At 73.8% G+C, this 23,076-nt stretch carries 19 protein-coding genes; 16 read left to right on the top strand and 3 right to left on the bottom strand.

All coding sequences use genetic code 11. The features are described from left to right. Positions 1–57: 57 nt before the first annotated feature. The gene (locus RB614_RS03955) at positions 58–210 is read right to left on the bottom strand and encodes a hypothetical protein (RefSeq protein WP_308710945.1); all 153 of its coding nucleotides are present in this window, start codon (positions 208–210) and stop codon (positions 58–60) included. Between the two features lie 364 nt (positions 211–574). Between RB614_RS03955 and RB614_RS03950 the strand changes: the two genes are divergently transcribed. The 12 genes from RB614_RS03950 to RB614_RS03895 all read left to right on the top strand — a co-directional run bounded on the left by RB614_RS03950 (position 575) and on the right by RB614_RS03895 (position 15,985). Beyond that, a complete protein-coding gene (locus RB614_RS03950; RefSeq protein ID WP_308710944.1) occupies positions 575–2,284 on the top strand; it encodes a gamma-glutamyltransferase family protein in 1,710 nt (569 codons plus the stop codon). Further along, positions 2,281–3,627, top strand: coding sequence for an amidohydrolase (locus tag RB614_RS03945; protein WP_308710943.1), 1,347 nt, complete (start codon positions 2,281–2,283; stop codon positions 3,625–3,627). The genes RB614_RS03950 and RB614_RS03945 overlap by 4 nt, the downstream gene beginning before the upstream one ends. Further along, the gene (locus RB614_RS03940) at positions 3,624–5,042 is read left to right on the top strand and encodes an amidase family protein (RefSeq protein WP_308710942.1); all 1,419 of its coding nucleotides are present in this window, start codon (positions 3,624–3,626) and stop codon (positions 5,040–5,042) included. Before RB614_RS03945 ends, RB614_RS03940 begins: the two co-directional genes overlap by 4 nt. Before the next feature lie 137 nt (positions 5,043–5,179). After that, positions 5,180–6,055, top strand: coding sequence for an ABC transporter permease (locus RB614_RS03935; RefSeq protein ID WP_308710941.1), 876 nt, complete (start codon positions 5,180–5,182; stop codon positions 6,053–6,055). 1 nt (position 6,056) lies between these two features. Continuing rightward, the gene (locus RB614_RS03930; RefSeq protein ID WP_308710940.1) at positions 6,057–6,905 is read left to right on the top strand and encodes an ABC transporter permease; all 849 of its coding nucleotides are present in this window, start codon (positions 6,057–6,059) and stop codon (positions 6,903–6,905) included. Next, positions 6,902–7,963, top strand: coding sequence for an ABC transporter ATP-binding protein (locus RB614_RS03925; RefSeq protein ID WP_308710939.1), 1,062 nt, complete (start codon positions 6,902–6,904; stop codon positions 7,961–7,963). Before RB614_RS03930 ends, RB614_RS03925 begins: the two co-directional genes overlap by 4 nt. A 28-nt stretch (positions 7,964–7,991) precedes the next feature. Then, positions 7,992–8,993, top strand: coding sequence for a phosphotriesterase family protein (locus RB614_RS03920; RefSeq protein WP_308710938.1), 1,002 nt, complete (start codon positions 7,992–7,994; stop codon positions 8,991–8,993). Between the two features lie 44 nt (positions 8,994–9,037). Continuing rightward, entirely contained in the window at positions 9,038–10,486 is a 1,449-nt protein-coding gene (locus RB614_RS03915; RefSeq protein ID WP_308710937.1) for an aldehyde dehydrogenase family protein, read from the top strand. Positions 10,487–10,577: 91 nt separating this feature from the next. Further along, the gene (locus RB614_RS03910; protein WP_308710936.1) at positions 10,578–11,816 is read left to right on the top strand and encodes an aminotransferase class V-fold PLP-dependent enzyme; all 1,239 of its coding nucleotides are present in this window, start codon (positions 10,578–10,580) and stop codon (positions 11,814–11,816) included. A gap of 76 nt (positions 11,817–11,892) precedes the next feature. Continuing rightward, entirely contained in the window at positions 11,893–13,029 is a 1,137-nt protein-coding gene (locus RB614_RS03905; protein ID WP_308710935.1) for an FAD-dependent oxidoreductase, read from the top strand. Further along, entirely contained in the window at positions 13,026–14,966 is a 1,941-nt protein-coding gene (locus RB614_RS03900; protein ID WP_308710934.1) for a primary-amine oxidase, read from the top strand. The genes RB614_RS03905 and RB614_RS03900 overlap by 4 nt, the downstream gene beginning before the upstream one ends. Before the next feature lie 8 nt (positions 14,967–14,974). Next, on the top strand, positions 14,975–15,985 hold the full coding sequence (locus RB614_RS03895; protein ID WP_308710933.1) for a phosphotriesterase family protein: 1,011 nt from the start codon (positions 14,975–14,977) through the stop codon (positions 15,983–15,985). A gap of 2 nt (positions 15,986–15,987) precedes the next feature. Here RB614_RS03895 and RB614_RS03890 read toward each other — a convergent pair whose 3' ends face one another. Then, the gene (locus tag RB614_RS03890; protein WP_308710932.1) at positions 15,988–16,614 is read right to left on the bottom strand and encodes a cysteine hydrolase family protein; all 627 of its coding nucleotides are present in this window, start codon (positions 16,612–16,614) and stop codon (positions 15,988–15,990) included. Positions 16,615–16,618: 4 nt separating this feature from the next. Continuing rightward, positions 16,619–17,347, bottom strand: coding sequence for a GntR family transcriptional regulator (locus RB614_RS03885; RefSeq protein ID WP_308710931.1), 729 nt, complete (start codon positions 17,345–17,347; stop codon positions 16,619–16,621). A 178-nt stretch (positions 17,348–17,525) separates the two neighbouring features. Here RB614_RS03885 and RB614_RS03880 point away from each other — a divergent pair, with 178 nt between their 5' ends. From RB614_RS03880 to RB614_RS03865, 4 genes are all read left to right on the top strand, one after another. After that, positions 17,526–18,854 (top strand): Rieske 2Fe-2S domain-containing protein, encoded by a 1,329-nt coding sequence (locus RB614_RS03880; protein ID WP_308710930.1) that lies wholly within the window; start codon positions 17,526–17,528, stop codon positions 18,852–18,854. Continuing rightward, complete coding sequence (locus tag RB614_RS03875) at positions 18,847–20,373, top strand: glutamine synthetase family protein (protein WP_308710929.1); 1,527 nt, start codon at positions 18,847–18,849, stop codon at positions 20,371–20,373. Before RB614_RS03880 ends, RB614_RS03875 begins: the two co-directional genes overlap by 8 nt. Before the next feature lie 81 nt (positions 20,374–20,454). Next, entirely contained in the window at positions 20,455–20,790 is a 336-nt protein-coding gene (locus RB614_RS03870) for a N,N-dimethylformamidase alpha subunit family protein (RefSeq protein ID WP_308710928.1), read from the top strand. Then, entirely contained in the window at positions 20,787–23,063 is a 2,277-nt protein-coding gene (locus RB614_RS03865; protein WP_308710927.1) for a N,N-dimethylformamidase beta subunit family domain-containing protein, read from the top strand. Before RB614_RS03870 ends, RB614_RS03865 begins: the two co-directional genes overlap by 4 nt. The last annotated feature ends 13 nt before the right edge of the window (positions 23,064–23,076 follow it).

Here is a 23,076-nt window from a genome sequence, read left to right as displayed (position 1 = left end):
GGACGCGGAGGGCAACGGCCGGCCGGCGTTTCCGCCGGCCGGCCACCGGGGTTGGCTCTAGCCTTGGCCGCCGAGGTAGATGGCGTTGAACAGGAACCGGTATGTTCCGTGTGATTGGGCCCGGTGCTGGAGCCTGAAGCCGATCATGACCACCTGTCCCTGGCCCAGTTCCGATGTGACGATGAGCCAGGAAATCATGATCCGGCTCACCTCCGCCTTCTTCGGCCGCTTCCTGCGCGGCGCACCCGCCCGATCCTGAACGACCCCACCGCTTCTACGTCCTCGTCGATGACCGGTCAGGGCTGTCAAGGGCGGCCCGGGCGCACTCACCGCCGGCGCCTCGCTACCTACCAGCCGGTGCGAATGGAGGCTGGACAAAACTTGGATACAAAGTTCTATAGTGTGGATACATAGTTGATCCACGTGCGGGGAGGCGAGGGGCCTGAGCGGCGGTCGAGCTGTCGAGGTCCGCCACCGGACACCGCCGGACGCGGCCCGGGTCCTGGCCTTCAGCTGCGCGCCACCGAGCTGATGCGGGGGCGATGATGTTCGGCCCGACACGAAGGAGCCCACCGTGAGCTGGCACGTCCCCAACCCGACCGTCCTCGGCACCCGGCACGCGGTCTCGTCGGGTCACTACCTGGCCAGCTCCGCGGCCCTGGCGATCCTGGAGGCGGGCGGAAACGCGGTCGACGCGGGCTGCTGCGCCGGCATGGCTCTGGCCGTGCTCCACGCGGACGAGGTCAACTTCGCCGGGGTCGCGCCGATCATGATCCGGCTGGCGGACGGTACCACCGTCAGCATCGACGGTCTCGGCGTGTGGCCGGCGGGGATCCCGGCCGACCTGTTCCTGCGCGAGCACGGCGGCGTCATCCCGAGCGGCCTGCTGCGCACCGTGGTACCGGCGGCTCCCGACGCGTGGATCACCGCGCTGCGCGACCACGGCACGATGACCTTCGGCCGGGTCGCCGCGGCCGCGATCCGGCTCGCCCGGGACGGCTTCGCGGCGCACCCGCTGCTGGTCGAGGGGATCACGGCGCGGCAGCGCGGCTACCGCAACTGGCCGGCGAACGAGGCGATCTACCTGCCCGGCGGCCGCCCGCCCCGGGTGGGGGAGCGGTTCGTCCAGGCCGACCTGGCCCGCAGCATCCAGCTCATGGCCGACGCCGAGGCCGCCCGCGCCGGCAGCCGCGAGGCGGGGCTGGAGGCGGCGCGGGCGGTCTTCTACGATGGGGAGCTGGCCGAGCGGATCGTGGCCTACCACCGGGAGCACGGCGGCTACCTGACCGCCGCGGACCTGGCCGGCTTCCGCTGCCGGTACGAGCCGGTGGTGACCGTGCGCTGGCGCGACTTCGAGGTCATGACCTGCGGTCCCTGGTCGCAGGGGCCGGCGCTCGCCCAGGCCCTGCGGACCCTGGAGGCGTACGGCCTGGACGGGCTGGCGCACAACTCGCCGGCGTACGTGCACCTGGTCGTCGAGGCGCTCAAGGGAGTCTTCAGCGACCGCGAACACCTTTACGGCGACCCGGCCTTCGTCGACGTCGACGTGGCCCGGCTCGTCTCGGACGCGCACGCGGCGGCGCGGGCCGGCCGGATCGACGCCGAGCGCGCCCACCCCGGGCTGCCGGACCTCGTCTTCGGCGTACCGCAGCCGCTGCCCGAGCCGAAGGACTACGACGAGCTGCCGGTCGTGGGCGAGGGCGCGACCTCGTACGTCTGCGTCGTCGACGCCTGGGGCAACGCGTTCTCCGCGACGCCGTCGGACGGCGCCTCCTCCTCCCCGGTCATTCCCGGGACCGGGTTCGTGCCCTCGCTGCGCGGCATGCAGTCCCGGCCCGACCCGGCCCACCCCTCCGGCGTCGCGCCCGGCAAGCGGCCCCGGCTGACCCCCAACCCGGCGATCGCGGTCCGCGACGACGGGTCGGTGCTGCCGTTCGGCTGCCCCGGCGGCGACATGCAGGTGCAGGCGATGCTCCAGGTCTTCCTGAACACCTTCCACTTCGGACTGCCGCTGCAGGAGGCGGTCAACGCGCCCCGCTTCTCCACGTGGAGCTTCCCCAACTCGTTCGCCCCGTTCGACTACCTGCCGTCCCGGGTCTTCCTGGAGGACCGGTTTCCGGCCGGCACCGCCGACGCGCTGCGCGCCAAGGGCCACGACGTGCGCGCCTGGCCGCCCTTCACCCGCGACGCCGCGGCCGTCGAGGCGATCTACCGCAACGCCGGCACCGGCTTCCTGGAGGCGGCCGCCGACCCGCGCCAGCCGGCCGCGGCGTACGTGTCATGAGCGCGCACGTGATCGCCGGGCGGATCCGCACGATGGACCCGGCCCGCCCGCTCGCCGAGGCGATGGCCGTGGAAGCCGGCCGGATCCTCGCCGTCGGGTCCCGGGCCGAGGTGCTCGCCGCCGTACCGCCCGGGACGCCGGTCGAGGATCTCGGCGACGCGGCGATCCTGCCCGGTCTCATCGACACCCACCTGCACATGCAGCGCGGTGGCCTCAAGATCATTCACGACCTCGGGTACGGCCGGCACGACCTCGACCTGGTGATCGCGACCATGCGGGACCGGGGCTTCGAACCGGGCTGGGGGCCGGAGCCGCCGACCCTGGCCGACCGGGCCGCCGCGCTGCGGTTGGTCCAGCCGCTGATGCACCAGCTCGGCTTCACCGGGATCATCGACCCGGCGACCACCGCCGACGAGCTGCGCGGGTACCAGGAGAGCCGGGCCCGCGGCGAGCTGACCATGCGCGTGGTCGCGATGCCGTACCCGGACGTCGGCGACCTCGCGCACCCGGACGTCGATGGCGCGATCGAGCGGCTGAACGGGATCGGCGCACGCACCGGCTTCGGCGACGACCTGCTGCGCGTCGGCGGAATCAAGGTCTACTTCGACGGCGAGGCGATGAGGGGCCAGGCGCTGCGCCGCACCCCCTGGCCGCACAGCGGGTCCACCGGGTACCAGCGGATCCCCACCGCCGAGTTCCAGCGGCTCGTCGACCACTGCGCCGCCGAAGGCTGGTCGGTCGGCGTGCACGCGGTCGGCGGCGCCGGGATCGCCGCGGTGCTCGACTGTTTCGCCGCGGCCGACCGCCGGTACGGCATCGCCGGGCGGCAGTGGCAGCTCATCCACGGATACCTGGAGGTCGAGCCCGAGTCGATGGCGCTGGCCGCCCGGCTCGGCGTCGTGCTGGCCGCCCAGCCGTCGATCGTCCTGCGCAACGGCGCCGGCCTGGTGGAGCTGCTCGGGCCCAGCGCCCTGCCGATGAACCCGCTGCGCTCCTGGCTCGACGCCGGCGTCGCGGTCGTGCTCGGCTCGGACGGTCCGTTCTTCCCGTTCGACCCGCGCGAGCTGATCTGGTCCGCGGTCACCCGCCGGGTCCGCGGCCGCACCGAGCCGCTCGACGAACGGGAGGCGATCACGGTGGCGGAGGCGCTGACGGCGTACACGGCGACCGCGGCCGTGGCGTCCTTCGCCGGCGACCGGCGCGGCACGCTCGCACCCGGCCGGTACGCGGACTGGGTCGCGTTCGACCGGGACCCCCTCGACATCGCCCCCGGCGAGCTGCTCACCCTGCGGGTGCGCCGCACGGTGGTCGGCGGCCGTACGGTGTACGAGGCGGGCGCGTGACCGCCGAGCCGCTGTACTGGTGGTCGGCCCGCGACCTGGCCGCCGCGATCCGCCGGCGTGAGCTCTCCGCCCGGGAGGTCATGCGCGCCCACCTCGACCGGATCGAGGAGGTCAACGACCGGATCCGGGCGGTGGTCTCGCCGCTGCCGGCGAGCGCGGCGCTGCGCCTGGCCGACGAGGCAGACCGGGCCGCCGCCCGCGGCGACGCGCTCGGGCCGCTGCACGGCCTGCCGACCGCGGTCAAGGACCTGATGGACGTGCGCGGCTTTCCCACCACGCACGGCTCGGCCGCCCACGCCGGCGCCCCACCGGCCACAGTGGACAGCGTGCTGGCCGCCCGGCTCCGCGCCGCCGGCGCGCTGATCATCGGCAAGACCAACACCCCCGAGCACGGCCTGGGGACGCTGACGTTCAACCCGCTGTTCGGCACCACCGTCACGCCCTGGGACCTGACCCGGCATGCCGGCGGCAGCAGCGGGGGAGCGGCCGCCGCCTTGGCCGCCGGCATGCTGCCGATCGCCGACGGCTCCGACTCCGGCGGCAGCCTGCGGTACCCGGCGGCATTCTGCAACGTCGCCGGCCTGCGCCCCACCCCGGGCACGGTGCCGAGCGGCCGGCGCGGCGACGGCTGGAGCCCGCACGCGGTACTCGGGCCGATGGGGCGCGACTGCGCGGACGCGGCGCTGCTGCTCTCCGCGATCAGCGGCCTCGACCCGGGCTGGCCACTGTCCTGGGTGGAGGATCCGGGCGCCCTCGCCGACCTGGAGCCGGTCGACCTGTCCCGGGTACGGCTGGCGTGGAGCGCCGACGCCGGCGGGCTGGAGGTCTCCGCCGAGGTACGCCAGGTGCACGCGGCCGCCCGTGCCGCCCTGGTGCGCGCGGGCGCGACCGTGGTCGACGCGGAGCCGGACTTCACCCACGCCGACCGGCTGTGGGAGACCGTCGAGACGTTCGAGTTCTTCGCCGGCGGCCGGTCCGACGTGGACGCGGACCCGGGCGGCTACCGGCCGGACTACCTGCGCAACGTCGAGCAGGGGCGGCGCACGACGGCCGCCGACCTGGCCGAGGCGCTCGCCCGGCGCACCGACCTGTTTCGGGACACCGCCCGGCTGCTCGCCGACCACGACGCGCTGGTCCTGCCGGCCGCGCCGGTGGTGCCGCCGCCGGTGGAGGTGGAGTGGGTCGAGGCGGTCGGCGGGGTCGCCTACGACCGGTACTTCCGCTGGCAGCGGATGGCCAACCGGATCACGGCGACCGGGCACCCGGCGCTGGTGACGCCGGGCGGGTGGACGCCGGCGGGCCTGCCGGTCGGGCTGCAGGTCGTCGGCCGCTACCGAGGTGACCGGCGGCTGCTCTCGCTCGGCGCGGCGATCGAACGGGCACTGGGCCACGCCGGCCGGCGCCCGCCGCTCTGACCAGGGGTGAACGTGATCTGTTTACACACCGGCAACCTCCGTGCGACGCTTTTGGGATCCACGGATCAATAGCCTGGATCCAATGAGGGCCTCGGTGAGCGGGAGGACAGGATGACCGATCGGCGCAGTGAGTCCCGATGGCGGTAGAGGAAGCCGTCGCCGCGGCACTTCCCGACACCGGGCGCCGTGGCCGTGCGCCGGACGGCGCCGGCGAACGGCGTTGGCTGCTGTGGCCGCCGCTCGCGTTCTTCGCATTGCTGCTGGGCGTACCGCTCGCCGCGCTCCTGCGGCAGGCGCTGTCCGGGGAGGGCAACGCCTTCGCCGAGTCGGTCCGGATGAGCGTCTTCGTCGACGCGGTGGGGCGCACGCTGCTGCTCGCGGCCGTCGCCACCGCGGCGACGGTGCTGATCGGCACCTGCTACGCGCTGGCCGTCGCGATCGGGCCGGCGTGGCTGAAGGCCCTGCTCATGGGGGGCCTGCTGATCTCCCTGTGGACTTCGATCATGGTACGGACCATCGGCTGGATGCTCCTGGAGCTGCCGACCGGCGCGCTCTACTGGCTGCTGGAGAAGGCGCACCTGCGCACCGAGCCGATCGACATCTACCAGACCACCGGGGCGCTGTACCCGGCGATGATCGCGGTGATGCTCCCCTTCGCCGTACTGCCCATCCTCGCCGCCATCCTCGGCCTCGACCGCGAGCAGCTCAACGCCGCCACCGTCTTCGGCGCCGGGCCGGTGCTCACCTTCGGCGCGGTCGTGCTGCCGGCGATCCGCCAGGCGATGATCAGCGCCGGCGTCCTGGTCTTCGTGATGAGCCTGGGCTTCTACGTGACCCCGCTGCTGCTGGGTGGGCCGTCCAACATGACCGTCTCGGGGATCATCAACGGCCAGCTCAACAACGCCAACCGGGCCGACGTGGGCGCGGCCATGAGCCTGCTGCTCGTCGGCGGTACGGTCGCCATCTACCTGGTCGCCGACCGGCTCTTCAAGGTCAGCGAGCGGTGGGGCTGAGATGGTGGACTCACCGCTGCGGCGCGGCATCGGGTGGTGGCGGCTGCCCGTGCTGGGCGTCGCCCTGCTGACCAGCCTGCTGTTCTACGTACCGTTCCTGGTGGTCGTGGCGACCAGCTGGACCGAGACGTCGTTCATCATCTTCCCGCCGCAGGGCTTCTCCCCGACCTGGTACTCCGACGTGCTCCAGGACCCGCAGTGGACGGACGCGTTCAAGGTCTCCCTGCGGGTGTCGGCGGCCGGCACCGTCATCTCGGTGGTGCTCGGCACCCTCGGCGCGCTGGCGCTGACCCGGCTGCGCTCCCGGACGGCGCGCCGGTGGATCCGCACCCTCTTCATCGTCCCGATGGCCATCCCGCCGGTGGCGTACGCCGTCGGCCTCTACTCGGTCAACCTCGAGGTCGCCGCCCTGGGCGACAACCTCGCGCTGCTGATCCTGGGCGAGGCCCTGCTCGCCATGCCGTACGTCTTCGTCATGGTCTCCTCCGGGCTGAGCCAGGCCGACCCGGCGCTGCGCCCGGCGGCCAGTACGCTCGGCGCCTCCTGGCCGCTGATCGTCTGGCGGATCGACCTGCCCATGATCGCGGGGCACATGCTCGCCGGCGCGGTGTTCGCGTTCGCCGTGATCTTCGACGAGGTGGTGCTCTCGGTCTTCCTCGCCCCGGTGGGTGTCAAGACGCTCCCGCTGCAGATGCTCGACGCGTCCCAGGAAGCCCTCTCACCCCAGCTGACCGCCGCCTCGACGCTCGTCTCGATGCTCGCGGTGCTGCTGCTGGGTGCGTTCAGCCTGTACTCCAACCGCCGGGCCGCCCGCGCCCGGCGCCGCGCCCGAAAGGCGACGACCGCATGACCATCGCGTTGTCGATCCAGGACGTCCACGTCACCCTCGGCCACAACGAGGTCCTCAAGGGAGTGAGCCTGGACGCGGCGCCGGGCGAGTTCGTGACCCTGCTCGGGGCCAGCGGCAGCGGCAAGACGACGCTGCTCAACGTCATCGCCGGGCTCCAGCAGGTGCACCGCGGGCATGTGCTCTTCGACGGGCAGAGCGTCGAGCGGCGGCCGCCGCGCAAGCGCAAGGTCGGGGTCGTCTTCCAGTCGTACGCGCTGTTTCCCCGGATGAGCGTGGGGGAGAACGTCGCGTTCCCGCTGCGCGCGGCCGGCCGGCCCAAGGCCGAGCGGCGCCGTGCCGCGCGGGAGATGCTCGACCTGGTCGACCTCGGCGGCATGGCCGACCGCACCACCGACTCGCTCTCCGGCGGCCAGCAGCAGCGGGTGGCCCTGGCCCGGGCGCTCGCTGCCAACCCGGGCATCCTGCTGCTGGACGAGCCGATGGCGGCCCTGGACAAGCAGCTGCGCGAGCGGATGCAGGTCGAGATCAAGCGGATCCAGCAGCGGGTCGGCATCACCACGCTCGCGGTCACCCACGACCAGGCCGAGGCGATGACCATGTCGGACCGCGTCGCGATCATGCACCACGGCCGCCTCATCCAGGTGGACACCCCGGAGCGGCTCTACCGCCGGCCGGTGAACGAGTACGTCGCCAGCTTCCTCGGCGAGGCGAACCTCTTCCCCGCCGACCGGCAGGGCCCGCTCCCGGCCGGCGCGACCGGGCGGGCGACCGGCACCGCCGTGATCCGCCCCGAGGACCTGGTCGTGCTCGACCCCCGTCCGGCCGCCGACCGCTGGCACGTACGGGGCGTGGTCCGCCTGCTCAGCTTCCAGGGCAGCCGCTTCCGGCTGGAGCTGGCCACCGAGGGCGGCCAGACCGTGGTCTGCTCGCTGCCGCCGCACACCGACGTCAGCCCGCTGCTGCCCGGCAGTGAGGTGGCGCTCGGCTGCGCGGAACCGCGGCACGTGCACATCATCGAGACGGCCGGCGCGGACCGGCTGGTCGAGGTGGCCGCCTGATGGCCGCCACATCCCCTGGACCGCGGCGATGATCGAGACCGTCCTCGGCCCGATCGAGGCGGCCGGCGTGGGCCGGGTCAACATGCACCAGCACCTGCTCAGCGACGCCAGCCGCCTCGCCCGGCCCGGCGTCGAGCCGACCCCCGTCGACGACTGGGTGACCACCGCCAACCTCGGCTTCCTGCGGTGGAACGCCCTGGCCCTGGCCGACAACCTCCGCCTCGACGACCCGGAGCTCGCGGTCGCGGAGCTGCGCCGGGCCGCCGGCGCGGTTGACCTGGTGGTCGAGGACACCAGCGTCGGGTTGGGACCGGACCACCCGGCCCTGCCCGCGATCGCCCGCGCGGCCGGCGTGCACGTCGCGGTGGCGTACGGCTTCTACGTGACGCCGACCCTGCCCGCCTGGGCGCGCGACCTGGACGAGGACGCCGCCTACGCGCACCTGCTCGGCGCGCTGGCCGACCGCGTCCCCGGTACCGGGTACCGGGCCGCCCTGCTCGGGATCATGGGTACCACCGGCGAGGTCCCGGCGGTGGAGCGGGCCCGGCTGCGGGCCGCGGCCGCGGCGGCGGCCCAGACCGGCGCCAGCGTCAGCGTCCGGCTCGACGGCGAGGCGCGCGCCGGTACCGCGGTGGTGGCCGAGCTGGTCGCCGCCGGGCTGCCGGCCGACCGGATCCTGCTCACCAACGCCGACGAGTACCTGGACGCCGCGTACTGGCACGACCTGCTCGACGCCGGGGCGACCCTGGAGATGTGCTTCGGCACCGAGCTGCGGCACACCGGGCGGATGCGAAACCCGTCCGACCTTGAGCGGCTGGACTTCTTCGAGTCGTTCCTCGCCGCGCGTCCCGACGGCCGGTGGGTGCTCGGCGGCTCGGTGTGGATGAAGGCCCAGCTGCGCCGGTACGGCGGCGAGGGCTACGACCACCTCACCACCCGGGTCCTGCCGGAGCTGCTGCGCCGGGGCGTCGACCCGCGGCGGCTGGAGGCCATGGTGACCGGCGAACCGCTGCGCCTGCTGGACCGATGACCGCGCCCCCGCCCGATGACCAGGAAGGTCGAGGAAGGACCGTGATGCGTGCCGACCTGCCCGACCTCGCTCCCAGCCAGGCGCTCTTCGTCGATGGCGCGTGGCGCCCCGGCGGCGACCTGTTCGAGGTGGTCGATCCCGCCACCGAGCAGGTGCTCACCCGGGCGGTCCAGGCGACGCCGGCCGACGTCGACGCGGCCGTGCGGGCGGCCCGGGAGAGCCTGGCCGACCGGCGCTGGACGGGGCTGGCACCGCTGGAGCGGACCCGGATCCTGCACCGGGTCGCCGACCTGATCGAGGCGGAGCTGGAGCGGCTCGCCGTCCTGGAGACCCGCGACAACGGCAAGCCGATCGAGCGCTCCCGCGCCGACGTGGCCACCGCCGCCCGCACCTTCCGGCACTTCGCCGGCGCGCCGAGCCGGCTGCTGGGCACGACCGTCCCGATCGACCCCGGCGCCCACCACGTCTACACGACGCTGGAACCGGTCGGGGTGGCCGCGCTCGTCCTGCCCTGGAACTTTCCGATCATGACGGGTGCGTTCAAGATCGCTCCGGCGCTGGCGGCCGGTTGCCCGGTGGTGGTCAAGCCGGCCGAGCAGACGCCGCTGACCATGCTCCGCCTCGCCGACCTGATCACCGAAGCGGGCGTACCGGCCGGGGTCTTCAACGTCCTGACCGGCGACGGGCGGGTCGGCGCCGCCCTGGTCGACCACCCCGGCGTGGACAAGGTCTCCTTCACCGGGAGCACGGCGGTCGGCCGGCTGGTGGGGGAGGCGGCCGCGCGGCGGTTCGCCCGGGTCACCCTCGAGCTGGGCGGCAAGAGCGCCAACATCGTCTTCGCCGACGCCGACCTGGACGCCGCCGTCGCCACCGCGATCCGCGCCAGCTTCGGCCACTCCGGACAGATGTGTACCGCCGGCAGCCGGCTGCTGGTCCAGCGATCCGTGCTGCCCGAGTTCGCCGGGCGGCTGGCGACGGCGGCGCGGCGGGTACCGGTGGGCGACGGGCTGGCCGGGGGCATCTCGGTCGGGCCGCTGATCTCGGCCGAGCAGCGCGCGCAGGTCCTCGGCTACATCGAGAAGGGGCGGGCCGAAGGCGCCGAGCTGGTCGTCGGCGGCCGGACGCCACCCGGCCCCGGCTACTACGTGGAGCCGACCGTCTTCACCGGCGTCACCAACGACATGGTCATCGCCCGGGAGGAGATCTTCGGGCCGGTGGTCGGCGTACTGGCCTTCGAGGACGAGCGGGAGGCGGTACGGATCGCCAACGACTCGGCGTACGGCCTGGCCGCCGGCGTCTGGACGGCCGACCTGAGCCGGGCCCACCGGGTCGCGGCCCAGTTGCAGGTCGGGACGGTCTGGGTCAACACCTACAACGTGTTCGACCCGGCGCTCTCCTTCGGCGGGCGCAAGGGCTCCGGCCTCGGCCGCGACCTCGGCGACGAGGCGCTGCGCGGCTACCTGGAGCCGAAGGCGGTCGTCGTCAGCCTGTGAGACGTATCCATTCTAAGGGAACTGTGGATCCAATCCTGCTATCTTGGATCCATGTTCGCGGGCAGGGGAACGGTCGACGGTGGATCTCTCGGTGAACGCTGACCGCGCGGGTGCCGGCACGGTCAGCGCTCAGGCCGCGGCCGTGGACGTCGCACGCGAGCGGGCGCGGACGGTCGGCGTACGCCACGCCCACCACCTCAACTCCGCCGGCGCCGCGCTCCCCACGGTCGCCGTGGTCGACGAGGTCGTCGCCCACCTGCGCCGGGAGGAGAACGAGGGGGGCTACGAGGCCGCCTCCGCGGTCTCCGGGCGGATCGAGGAGGTGTACGCCGGCGCGGCGCGCGTCGTCGGCGCGGCGGCCGAGGAGATCGCCCTGGCCGACAGCGCGACCTCCGGGCTGCGGGTCATCGTCGACGCGCTCCGGGTGGACCGGTCGACCCGGCTGCTGGTCAGCCGCTCCACCTACGTCAGCCACGCCCTGCACCTGCTCAGCCTGGCCCAGGACACCGGCGCCGAGCTCGTCGTCGTGCCCAGTGGTGCGGACGGCGCGGTCGACCTCGAACGGCTGGAGCGGCTGCTGACCGGCGGCCCGCGCGACGTCGTCTGCGTCGCGCACGTGCCGACCTCGTCCGGGCTGGTCGAGCCGGTACGCGACATCGGCGCCCTCACCCGCCGCTCCGGCGCGATCTACCTGCTCGACGCCACCCAGTCGGTCGGCCACCTGCGGGTCGACGTCGACGAGATCGGCTGCGACGCGCTGGTGACGACGGGCCGCAAGTTCCTGCGCGCGCCCCGCGGCACCGGCTTCGCGTACATCCGCGGCACCCTGCTCGACGGGCTCGCCCCGGTCGCCCCGGACGTACGCGGCGCCGTCTGGACGGGCTCCCGCGAGTGGAGCCTCTCGCCGACCGCCCGCCGCTTCGAGACCTGGGAGTCCTCCGTCGCCGGCCGGCTCGGCCTGGGTGTGGCCCTCCGCGAGCTGCTGGCCCGCGGCGTCGACGCCACCGCGGCGTACCTGCGCGGGACCGCGACGCTGCTGCGCCGGGGACTCGCCGCCGTCGACGGGGTGACCGTGCAGGATCCGCCGTCGTGCGCCTCCGGCATCGTCACGTTCACGGTGGACGCTCTCGGCGCCGAGGCGGTCAGCCAGCGCCTGGCCGCCCGCGGCGTGCGGACCGTCGCGGTCCCGGCCAGCCACGGCCAGTGGGACCTCGGCGCCCGCGGGGTGCCGGCGGTCGTCCGCGCCTCGGTGCACGTCTACAACGACGACACCGACGCCGACGCGCTGCTGGACGCGGTCGCCGAGATCGCCCGGGGAGCCGGCGCATGAGCGAGCGCAGCGAGCGAATCATCAAACACAGCGCGCGTGGAGCCTCATGCCCGCCCGCGGCGAAGCGAGGACGGGCATGAGCGCCGAGGCCGACGTCCTGGTCGTCGGGCTCGGCATCCACGGCTCGGCCGCCGCCTACGAGCTGGCCCGCGGCGGGGCGGCCGTCGTCGGGATCGACCAGTTTCCGGAGGGCCACCGCCGCGGCTCGTCGCACGGGACCACCCGGATGATCCGGCGGGCCTACCCCAACCCGGCCTGGAACGACCTCGTCGCCCGCGCCTACGCCGGCTGGGAACGGTGGGAGCGGGCCAGCGGGCAGGCCCTGGTCCACCGCACCGGCGGCCTCTACACCACCGCCACCGCGTCCACACTGGAGGGACCCGGCTGCGCGCCGGTCGACGACCCGGACCGGCTGCGCCGGCTCATGCCCGCGTTCGCCGTACCGGAGGGCTACCGCGCCGTGTACGACCCCTCCGCCGGCGTCGTGGCGGCCGGGCGGGCGCTGGCGGTAGCCCGGGCCGGTGCCCGCGCCGCCGGTGCCGAGCTGGCCTTCGGCGAAGCCATGCTGGACTGGTCGGCGACCGGCACCGGCTGCCTGGTCGAGACCTCGAAGCGGCGGCTGCGCGTCCGGTCGCTGGTGCTCGCCACCGGCGCCTGGGCCGGCCGGGCCGTACCCCGGCTCGCCCCCCTCTTCGAGGTCTGGCGCATCGTCACCGTCACCCTGAGACCCGGCCAGGAGGTGGCCCGGCCGCCCCGGCTCGGCGCCTTCTCCGTGGACCGCCCGGAAGGGCTCGTCTTCGGGATCCCGGACGCCGCCGGGGACGGCTTCAAGGCCGGCATCGACGCCGGCGAGGTCTGGGACCCCGACCGCCCGCCCGCGCCGCCCACTCGCGCCGAGGTCGCCGAGCTGTGCCGGCTCATGTCCGGGTACGTCCCCGGCGCCCGCACCGACCCGGAGCGCGACGTCGTCGAGGCCGCCGCGTGCCTGTACACGATGACCGCGGACCGGCGCTTCGTGCTCGGCCGGCTGCCCTGGGCGCCACGGGTGGTGGTGGCCGCCGCCTGCTCCGGGCACGGCTTCAAGTTCGGGCCGGCGGTCGGTGAGGCCGTCGCCGACCTGTGCCGCGGCGAGGAGCGGCGCGATCTCGACTTCATCGGCGTCGACCGGCGGCTGGCCGGCCACGACCGCGTACCGCAGCGAGGAGAGCCATGACGACCGCAGCGCACTGGACCGAGCCGCTGACCGTACCCGAGATCGTCGAGGTCGTCGCCCTGGTCCGCGCCGACCCCCGGATCGGCGACCGGCCCCGCTTCTGGGGGATCGCGGTCGAGGAGGCCCTGGCCCGGGCCCTCGCGCCGGGACAGGGCCGGCCGGTGCGGCTGGTGGTGATGAACCCGGCGGCGCACGCCGCCTGGGAGGTCGCGGCCTGGACCTCCGGCACCGACCGGCCCGCCTCGCTCGTCTCCTGGACGCCCGTCGACGCCCGCCGGCCGGGGGTGTCCAGCGAGGAGGCGCGGCTGGTCGCGCAGGCCTGCCGGGAGGACGCCGCGTTCCAGAAGGCGCTCGCCGCGCGGGGGATCGCCGACGCCAGCCTGGTCTGGGTCGACCCCGAGTCGATCACCGGCTTCGAGCCGGCCGACCTGGCCGGTCGCCGCCTTTCCTGGGGCACCGTCTGGCACCGGGAGAGCGAGGACGACAACGGGTACGCCCGGCCGGTGGCGGGACTGGTGCCGATCGTCGACCTGGAGACCCTCGCGGTCGTGCGGATCGAGGACCACGGCGTCGTCCCGGTCGCCACCGAGGCGGGCAACTACCGCTCCGGCACCTGGGGCCCGGACCGGTACGTGGCGCCGCTGGAGATCAGCCAGCCCGAGGGGCCGGGGTTCACCGTCGACGGGCACCTGGTCACCTGGCAGAACTGGTCGTTCCGGGTCGGCTTCACGCACCGCGAGGGGCTGGTCCTGCACGACGTCACGTACCACGACGGCGACGAGCGGCGCCCGGTCGTGCGGCGGGCGGCGGTCAACGAGATGTACGTCCCCTACCTGGACAGCGACCCGACGGCGTACCGCAAGAACTTCTTCGACTGGGGCGAGTACGGCGCCGGGCCGCTGACCGCCTCGCTGGAGCTTGGCTGCGACTGCCTCGGCGAGATCCGGTACTTCGACGCGGCCGTGGTCGACGGGCACGGCGAGCCGCGCACCATCGGCAACGCGGTCTGCCTGCACGAGGAGGACTTCTCCGTGCTCTGGAAGCACGTCAACACCCGCACCGGGGAGGCCGACGTACGGCGCAGCCGGCGGCTGGTGATCTCCTTCTTCGCCACCGTCGCCAACTACGACTACGGCTTCTACTGGTCCTTCTACCAGGACGGCATGATCGACCTGGAGATCAAGCTGACCGGCATCCTCTCGGTCTCCGGCATCGCCGACGGGCAGGAGCCGCCGTACGGCCGGATGGTCGCCCCCAACGTGCAGGCCCCCAACCACCAGCACTACTTCGGGTTGCGGCTCGACATGGCCGTCGACGGTCCGGTCAACCGCCTCTACGAGGTGCACGCCGAGGTCGACGGCGACGAGGCGGCCAACCCGTACGGCAACGCCTGCCGGATGGTGCGTACCCCGATCGCCAGCGAGCGGACGGCGGCCCGGGCCAGCGACCCGGCGCGGTCGGTGCACTGGCTCGTCGAGAGCGGCACCCGGACCAACCGGTTCGGCGACCGGACCGCCTACCGGCTCACCCTGCCGAACACCGCGCGGCTGCACGTGCGCCCCGGCAGCGTCGCCGCGCGGAAGGCGCCGTTCGTGGCCAAGCAGCTGTGGGCCACGCCGTACGACCCGGCGCAGCGCTTCATCGCCGGCGAGTACCCCAACCAGGCGCCGCTGGGCGAGGACGGCGTCACCGCCTGGCAGGAGGCGGACCGGTCGCTGGACGGGGCCGAACTGGTGCTGTGGCCGGTCGTCGGCGTCCACCACCACCCCCGCCCGGAGGAGTGGCCGATCATGTCGGTGCACCGGATCGGCATGCGACTGGAGCCGGACGGCTTCTTCGACCGCAACCCGGCGCTGGACCTGCCGGCCCCACGGGCCCACAAAGGCGGCGGCCACGTCGGCGCCTGCTGCCACGATGGCGAACAGACCGTCCACTAAGGAGTGTCATGGACCAGGTGTGGTCGGTCGCCGGGCCGCTTCGCCCCGAGGACGTCGGGTTGACCCTCACCCACGAGCACGTCTTCATCAACATGACGCCCACCGAGCCGCGGGACGGGTACCTGACCGTGTGGGACGAGCGTGAGCGGGACATCCGGCGCTTCGTCGAGCGCGGCGGCAGGACGCTGTGGGACGTCACCAACGGGGAGCTGAGCGACTACGCGGCGCCCGTCTACTACGACCGGGACCCGGCACACCAGGTGCAGAACCCGCGCACCGGCTCGCGTTCGGTCGCCAACGTGCTCGCCACCAAGGAGATGGCCGAGCGGACCGGGATCAACGTCGTCCTCGGCACCGGCCACTACTTCGAGGCGTACCTGGACCAGGGCTGGTGGGAGCGAAACAGCACCAACCAGATCGCCGACTACCTCGTGGCCGACCTGCTGGACGAGATCCCCGGCACCGGTGTCCGCGCCGGCTTCCTGGGCGAGATCGCCTCCGACAAGCCGAAGATCACGCCGAACGAGGAGCGCTCCTTCCGGGCGACCGGCCGGGCGGCGGCCGAGACCGGCGTGCTGGTCAGCACCCACGCGCCCACCTTCCCCACCGGCGAGGCGCAGATCGACATCCTGACCGCCGAGGGCGTCGACCCCGAGCGGATCGTGATCGGCCACGCCGACACGGTCAAGGACGTGCGGTACTCGCTCGACCTGCTCAACCGCGGCGTCTACGTCCAGTACGACTGCATGATGGCCTGCAAGATCGGCGGCCGGCTCGTCGTGCCCGAGCTACAGCGGCGGGTCGACTACCTCAAGCACCTGGTCGACCGCGGCTTCGCCGGCAAGATCCTGCTCGCCCAGGACGTCAGCCAGCGCTCCCACCAGGCCGAGCTGGGCGGGCCGGGGATGTGCTTCCTGTTCGAGGAGTTCGCCGAGTACGCCGTCGCGGCCGGTATCGACCCCGGCGTGCTGGCCACGATGACGACCGAGAACCCCCGGCGGGCCATGTTCGGCCAGTGAGATCAGGCGGCCGGCTTCTTCGCGGCGAGCCAGTCGAAGACCTGCGCGCTGGTGACCAGGGCGTCGCGCTGCAGGTACTCGACGGCCCGCAGCGCGGCGTCGTGTGCCTCGCGGGAGGAGCCACCCACGCAGTCGGTCAGCACCCGCACCCGGTAGTCGTGCTGGTGCGCGTCGACCGCCGTGTAATGGATGCAGACGTCGGTCAGCCCGCCGATGAGCAGGACCGTCTCCGCCTTGTACGCCTTGAGCACGATCTCCAGCTCGGTGCCGAAGAACGCCGAGTAGCGCCGCTTGCGGATCAGGAACTCGTCGGGGCGGGGCCGCACCCACGGGGCGAGCTCGGTCTCCGGCCAGCCCTCGACGCAGTGCGGCCCCTCGGCGCCGTCCAGCTCGCGGCCGATGTCGACCAGCCCGGGCTTGTGCACCTCCTGGACGAAGACCACCGGGACGCCGTGCCCCCGGCACGCGTCGATGAGCCGCTCCACCCGGGCGGCGCGCTCCCGGCGACCGCCCATCTGGGCGATCTCCGAGCGGGACTCGTCGTCGGGCACCTCCCCGCCCTGGATGTCGACCACGAGGAGCACCGCGTTGCCCACCACGGCGGGCGGCGTCAGAAGGGGCGTGCCCATCCCGCTACTCGCCGCGGAAGACGGTGGAGGAGCGCAGCTCGTACCAGCGGGCGAGCTGCTCACCGGCGTCGACGACGTGCTGGCGCATCTCGGCGGCGGCCCGCTCGGCGTCGCCGTCGGCGAGGGCCTGCAGGATCCGCTCGTGCTCCCGGAAGTTTTCGTCCCGGTGGCGGCTGTCGTTGACGATCAGCTGGGCCGACACGTTGCGGGGAAAGGTCTCGTTGATGTCGTTGATCGCCTTGGCCAGCCGGGCGTTGCCGGAGATGCTCGCGATCAGCGTGTGGAACAGGTCGTTGCTGCGCCGGTGGTCGCGCTCGTCGGGGGCGGTGCCGGTGCTGCGGGCCAGGGAGTAGTCGTACATCTCCCGGTTGGCCACGCGCAGCTGCTCGATCTGGTCGCGGGTGATCCGGCGCACCGCGCGCGCGGCGGCCAGCGCCTCCAGCTCGGCGCGCACCTCGTACGCCTCGCGGACGTCCCACGGGGCCGGGACGCTGACCACGGCGCCCCGGTTGGGCAGCACCTCGATCAGGCCGCTGGTCTGCAGCTGGCGTAGCGCCTCCCGCACCGGCGTGCGGGAGACGCCGAAGTCGCTGGCCAGCTCCGCCTGGCGCAGCTGGGCCCCGATGGGGATCTCGCCGGTCATGATGCGGTTGCGAATCCGGTCGGCCAGGTCGTCGACGAGGGCCGCACCCGTCTTGCGCGCCGGCGCCAACTCGTCGGACTCGATCGTCAAGCCGCCACTCTCCTCGTGTCGCCCCGCACAGCCGTATAGCCACACGACGGCATAGCCACCCAACGATAGCAGAGTACGGGCCATGTGGACCCACTTGAGCCTGGTGTGGGTATGTTCGCTTCCATGCGGGATCCGTAATGCTTAAGATTGGATCCACAAAGCGACCCCGGAGGCGGCAGTGCTGCGACGAGCCGACAACGACAAGCTCACCCGGACCGGGCCCGGCACCGCGCTGGGCGGGCTGATGCGCGCCTACTGGCAGCCGGCCGCGCTGGTCTCGGAGATGCCCACCGACCGCCCGGTCAAGGCGATCCGGCTGCTCGGCGAGGATCTGGTCCTCTTCGCCCGGGCCGGCGGGTGGGGGCTGATCAGCCGCTTCTGCGCGCACCGCGGCGTCGACCTCGCCTACGGCCGGCTGGAGGACGGCGGGCTGCGCTGCCTCTACCACGGCTGGCTCTACAACGCCGAGGGGCGCTGCGTGGAGCAGCCGGCCGAGCCGCCGCACAGCCGGTTCCTGGACAAGATCCGCATCGCCAGCTACCCGTGCGTGGAGCGCAACGGCATCGTCTTCACCTACATGGGCGCCGGCGACCCGCCACCCTTCCCGGCGTACGACTGCTTCACCGCGCCGGAGGAGTACACGTTCGCCTTCAAGGGGCTCTGGGAGTGCAACTGGCTGCAGGGCCTGGAGGGCGGCATCGACCCGAGCCACGTCTCGTTCCTGCACCGGTTCGTCGGCGAGGACCCCCGCGACGTGTACGGCCAGCAGTTCAGCGAGGAGGTGGAGGGCACCGGCACCAAGCTGTCGAAGCTCGTCGGCGACCACTACCGGCCCGACATCGAGGTGGAGAGCGCCGAGCACGGGCTGCGGGTCTTCGCCGTCCGCCAGCTCACCGAGGAGATCAAGCACGTGCGGGTGACCAACCTGCTGTTTCCGAACGCGTTCGTGGTGCCGTTCGGCAACACCAAGGTCTTCACCCAGTGGCACGTCCCGATCGACGACGAAAACCACTACTGGTACATGATCTTCTACGACTTCGCCGAGAAGACCGACAAGGAGACGCTGCTGCGCCAGCGGCTCGAAGGCGTCTCCCTGCCCGACTACCGGCCGCTGCGCAACCGCTCCAACGACTGGGGGTTCGACCCGGTCGAGCAGCGCGACCTCACGTACACCGGGATGGGGTTGGACATCAACGTCCACGACCAGTGGGCGGTGGAGAGCATGGGCCCGATCCAGGACCGGACGGTGGAGCGGCTCGGCGTCTCCGACCGCGCCATCACCGCCAACCGCCGGCTGCTGCTGCGCGCGATCGACGCGTTCCACTCCGGCGGCACACTCCCCGCGCACCCGGCGGACGAGGCCGAGGCGGCCCGGTTCGTCGGTCCGCACGCCGTCGACCTGGTCGCCGCCAGCGACGGGTGGCAGGAGCGCTGGCGGGAGAAGGAGGCCGAGCGGCGGCGCGCCTCGCCCTGGCATCGGACCCGGCCGGAGCCGGCCGATGCGTAACGTCGACGAGCGCGACGTCGCCGAGGGCGGCGGCGGGGCCAGCGCCCGCCCGATGCTGGACAAGGACCGGGGCGGCTTCGTCGACCGGCACGACCTGTGGAGCGACCCGCAGTACGCCGCCGCGGCCCAGATGCGCCGGGTGATCGACGAGCTGGGGATCGAGATGGTCCGCTTCGGCTTCGCCGACCAGCACGGCATCCTCCGCGGCAAGACCATCGCCCGGTCGGCGGTCGCCGCGGCCATGCGCTCCGGCCTCACCGCGCCGAGCTCGCTGCTGCTCAAGGACACCTCCGGCAAGTCGGTGTACCCGGTGTTCGCGGCCGACCCGAAGGTGGGCGTGGCGGGTTTCTCCGGGGCCGGCGACATCGTGCTCGTCCCGGACCCGACCTCCTTCCGGGTCGTGCCGTGGGCCCGGCGCACCGGGTGGGTGCTGTGCGACGTGCGCTTCCCGGACGGCTCGCCGGTGCCGTTCTGCACCCGCGGCCTGCTGCGCAAGCAGCTGGGCGCGCTCGCCCAGCGGGGGTACCGGATGACCGTCGGCGCGGAGCTGGAGTTCCACGTCTTCCGCGCCACCGGCGAGGGGCTCGCCGGCGACCGGGTCGGCCGCCCCGGCGCGCCCGGTGTGGCTCCGGTCGCCGGCCCGACCACGGCCGGGTCCCAGCTGCTGCACGAGGAGACGCTGGACGGCCTGGACGAGCTGGTGCAGGCGCTCTACACCGGGCTGACCTCGCTCGACCTGCCGCTGCGCTCGATCGAGCTGGAGTTCGGACCCAGCCAGCTCGAACTGACCATGGCGGCGGCCGACGCGGCGGTGACCGCGGACGCGGTGCTGGTGGGGCGCAGCGCGGTCCGGCAGATCGCCCGCCGGCACGGCTACCACGCGACGTTCATGTCCCGGCCGCAGGGAGCCGAGACGGCGTCCACCGGGTGGCACCTGCACCAGTCGCTGACCGACCTGCGCACCGGCCGCGCCGCGTTCGTGCCCGGCGTCGCGGACACCGAGCCGCTGTCGGTCACCGGCCGCTCGTACCTGGAGGGGCTCCTGCGGCACGCCACCGCCGCGGCCGCGTTCACGACGCCGACCGTCAACGGGTACAAGCGGTACCAGCCGTACTCGCTGGCCCCGGACCGGATCGCCTGGGGCGTGGACAACAAGGGCGCCATGGTGCGCGTGGTCGGCGGTCCCGGCGACCCGGCCACCCGGCTGGAGAACCGCTCCGGCGAGCCGGCGGCCAACCCGTACCTGTACATCGCCGCGCAGGCGGTCAGCGGCCTCGACGGCATCACCCGGCGGCTGACCCTGCGCCCGCCGACGACCGCGCCGTACGAGGCGTCGGCGCCCCGGCTGCCCCGCTCGCTCGGCGAGTCCGTGGCGGCGCTGGAGTCCGACGCGACCTTCCGCGAGGCGCTCGGCGACGTCGTGGTCGACTGGTACGCGCACCTGAAGCGGGCCGAGTTCGAGCGCTACCTGCTGCACGTCTCGGACTGGGAGCAGCGCGAGTACTTCGGCATGTTCTGAGGCCGCGCACCGGAAGGCGGCGCGGTGCGGGAAAGCGGCGGCGCACCGGAAGGCCGCGGCGCCGGGATCGGGAGGAGAGGCGTGACCGTGGTACTGTCCACACAGGACGAATGGATCCTGGAGAACCGGGTCCGGCCGCTGGTGACGGCGGCGCTGATGGCGGAGGCGGCGGCCCGCCCCACCGGCCCGTACTCGCGGGACCTGGTCGAGGTCATGGACTTCGTGCGCCGCAACCCCGACCCGGACAAGCCGCGCTATCTCATCGTCCGCACGCCCGGCGGGTTCGCGGTCGGCGTCCGGCCGCCGGTCCGCGGCGGGGCCCCGCGCCTGCTCGACGGCGCGCGCCACGCCACCCGCGACGCGGCCGAGCACGCCGTGCTGGTCCACCGGCTGCGCGACTACGGCGTGACCTGGTGACCGGGCGCCTGGTCCCGCCCGGGGTCCTGGGCTACTGCGACCGGGTCTCCTACCGCCCCGGTGACACCGTCCGCCTGGCGGTCAGCACCACGGCCGCCCGATGGCGCGCCGAGCTGGTCCGCCTGCGGGCGCTGGCCATCCCGGCGGCCGGTGTGGAGCGGCGCCAGGAGCGGGTCGGCGCCGTCGCACCGATCGGCGGCGACGGGATCGAGCAGCAGACGGCGGTCGGCTCGTACGTGCGGGTCGACGACCTGCCCGGCGCGGGCCCGGACGGGCTGGTGGTGGCGCTCGCCGCGATGCCGACCCGCCCCGGGGCCGGCGACCAGGACCTGCTCGCGCACGGCCGTCCGGAGCGGGGCTCGGGCTGGGCGGTGGGGCTCGACGGCGGCGGGCGGTTCACGCTGCGGGTCGCGACCACCGCGGGGCCGGTCGAGGTCACCGCCGGGCCGGTGGCCCAGGCCGGCTGCTGGTACGAGCTGACCGCGACCGTCGGCGGCCGGGCCGGCGGCGACGTGGCCCTGACCGTCGCGCCGGCCGGCACCTTCGAGTCCAACCACGCGGTGCGCCGCCCGGAGCCGCCCCGCACCTCCCGCTCGACCCTGGCGGCCGCACCGGTACCCGCGAGCGGGCCGCTGTTCTGGGCCCGCGCCGGCATCGAGAACGGCGCCCGCGCCGGCACCGGCGGCGCCGCGATCCGGCCGTACGACGGGCGGATCGAGAGCCCGGTCCTGGTCGCCGACGCGACCGCCACCGGGTCACGGGCCGAGCTGGCCCGCCATCGCGCGCTGCTGGCCCACTGGGACCTGGCGGCGGCGATCGGCCGGGCCGGGATCGGCGACACCGCTCTGGTCCGCGACGTGGGCCCGGGCGGGCTGCACGGGACGGCGGTGCACCATCCGCAGCGCGCGGTCCGCTCCTCGGGCTGGACCGGCGACGTCACCGACTTCCGCTTCGCCCCGGAGCAGTACGCCGCGCTGCACTTCCACCGCGACGACATGACCGACTGCGGCTGGCGGTTCCAGGGCGAGGCGCTGCTCCCGCCGGACCTGCCCAGCGGCGTCTACGCCTGGGAGCTGACCGACAGCGACGGCGGCCGCGACACCGTACCGGTCTTCGTCACGCCGCCCGCGGGCACGGCCACCGCGCCGCTGCTGCTCGTGCTCCCCACCAACAGCTACCTCGCGTACGGCAACGACCACGTCGGCGTGGACAGCCCGCGTACCCAGGTGTGGAGCCAGATGGTCCCGACGCTGGACGACTTCGAGCTGTTTCGGGACGCGCGGCGGGAGCTGGGCTACTCGCTCTACGAGACGCACGCCGACGGCTCGGGCGTCTGCTACTCGAGCTGGCGCCGGCCGCTGCTGACCATGCGCGAGCGGGTCTACGACCACAACGCGCCGGTGTGGCAGTTCACCGGCGACATGCAGCTGGTCGACTGGCTCGACCGCACCGGCCGGGCCGTCGACGTCGTCACCGACCACGACCTGCACGCCGAGGGCCCGAGCCTGCTGGCGCGGTACCGGACCGTGCTGACCGGCACCCACCCGGAGTACCCGAGCCTTGCGATCCTGCGCGCCTACGAGGAGTACGTCGCCAACGGCGGCCGGCTGGTCTACACCGGCGGCAACGGCATGTACTGGGTCACCGCCTACGACCCCGACGACGACCAGGTGGTCGAGATCCGGCGCTGGGGCGGCACGCAGGCGTGGCTGGCCGAGCCGGGGGAGTACCACCTCGGGTTCACCGGCCAGCTCGGCGGGATCTGGCGGTTTCGCGGGCGGGCGCCGCAGAAGACGTTCGGCGTCGGGTTCGTGGCCGCCGGCAACCCGGGTGCCTCGGCGGGGTACCGGCGGGTGGCGGCGGATCCCGCGGTGGCCTGGGTCTTCGCCGGGCTCACCGGGGAGAGCTTCGGCGGGTACGGCGTCGCTGGCGGCGCGGCCGGGCTGGAGATCGACTCGGCGAGCCCGGCGCTGGGCACCTCGGCCGACGCGGTGGTGCTGGCCACCTCGGTCGGGCACGGCGACGACATGCTCGAGGCGCGCGAGAACTTCAACATGACCAGCCGGGTGCTCGGCGGTGCCCGCAACCCCCGGGTCCACTCCGACCTCGTGCTGGTGCCGCGCGAGGGTGGCGGAGCGGTCTTCTCGACCGGATCGATCGCCTTCGCCGGCGCCCTCCACGACCCGGACGGCCGTACGGAGATCTCCCGCCTGCTCGGGAACGTGCTGGACCGATTCGGCTCCGACCTGCCCGTGCTCGATACACCCGCGTAACGAGAACGAGACG

The sequence above is a fragment of the Phytohabitans maris genome (assembly GCF_031085175.1).
Taxonomy (GTDB): Bacteria; Actinomycetota; Actinomycetes; order Mycobacteriales; family Micromonosporaceae; genus Phytohabitans; species Phytohabitans maris.
The sequence above is the reverse complement of the archived record's forward strand: the minus strand, read 5'-3'. Positions and strand labels throughout refer to the sequence as shown.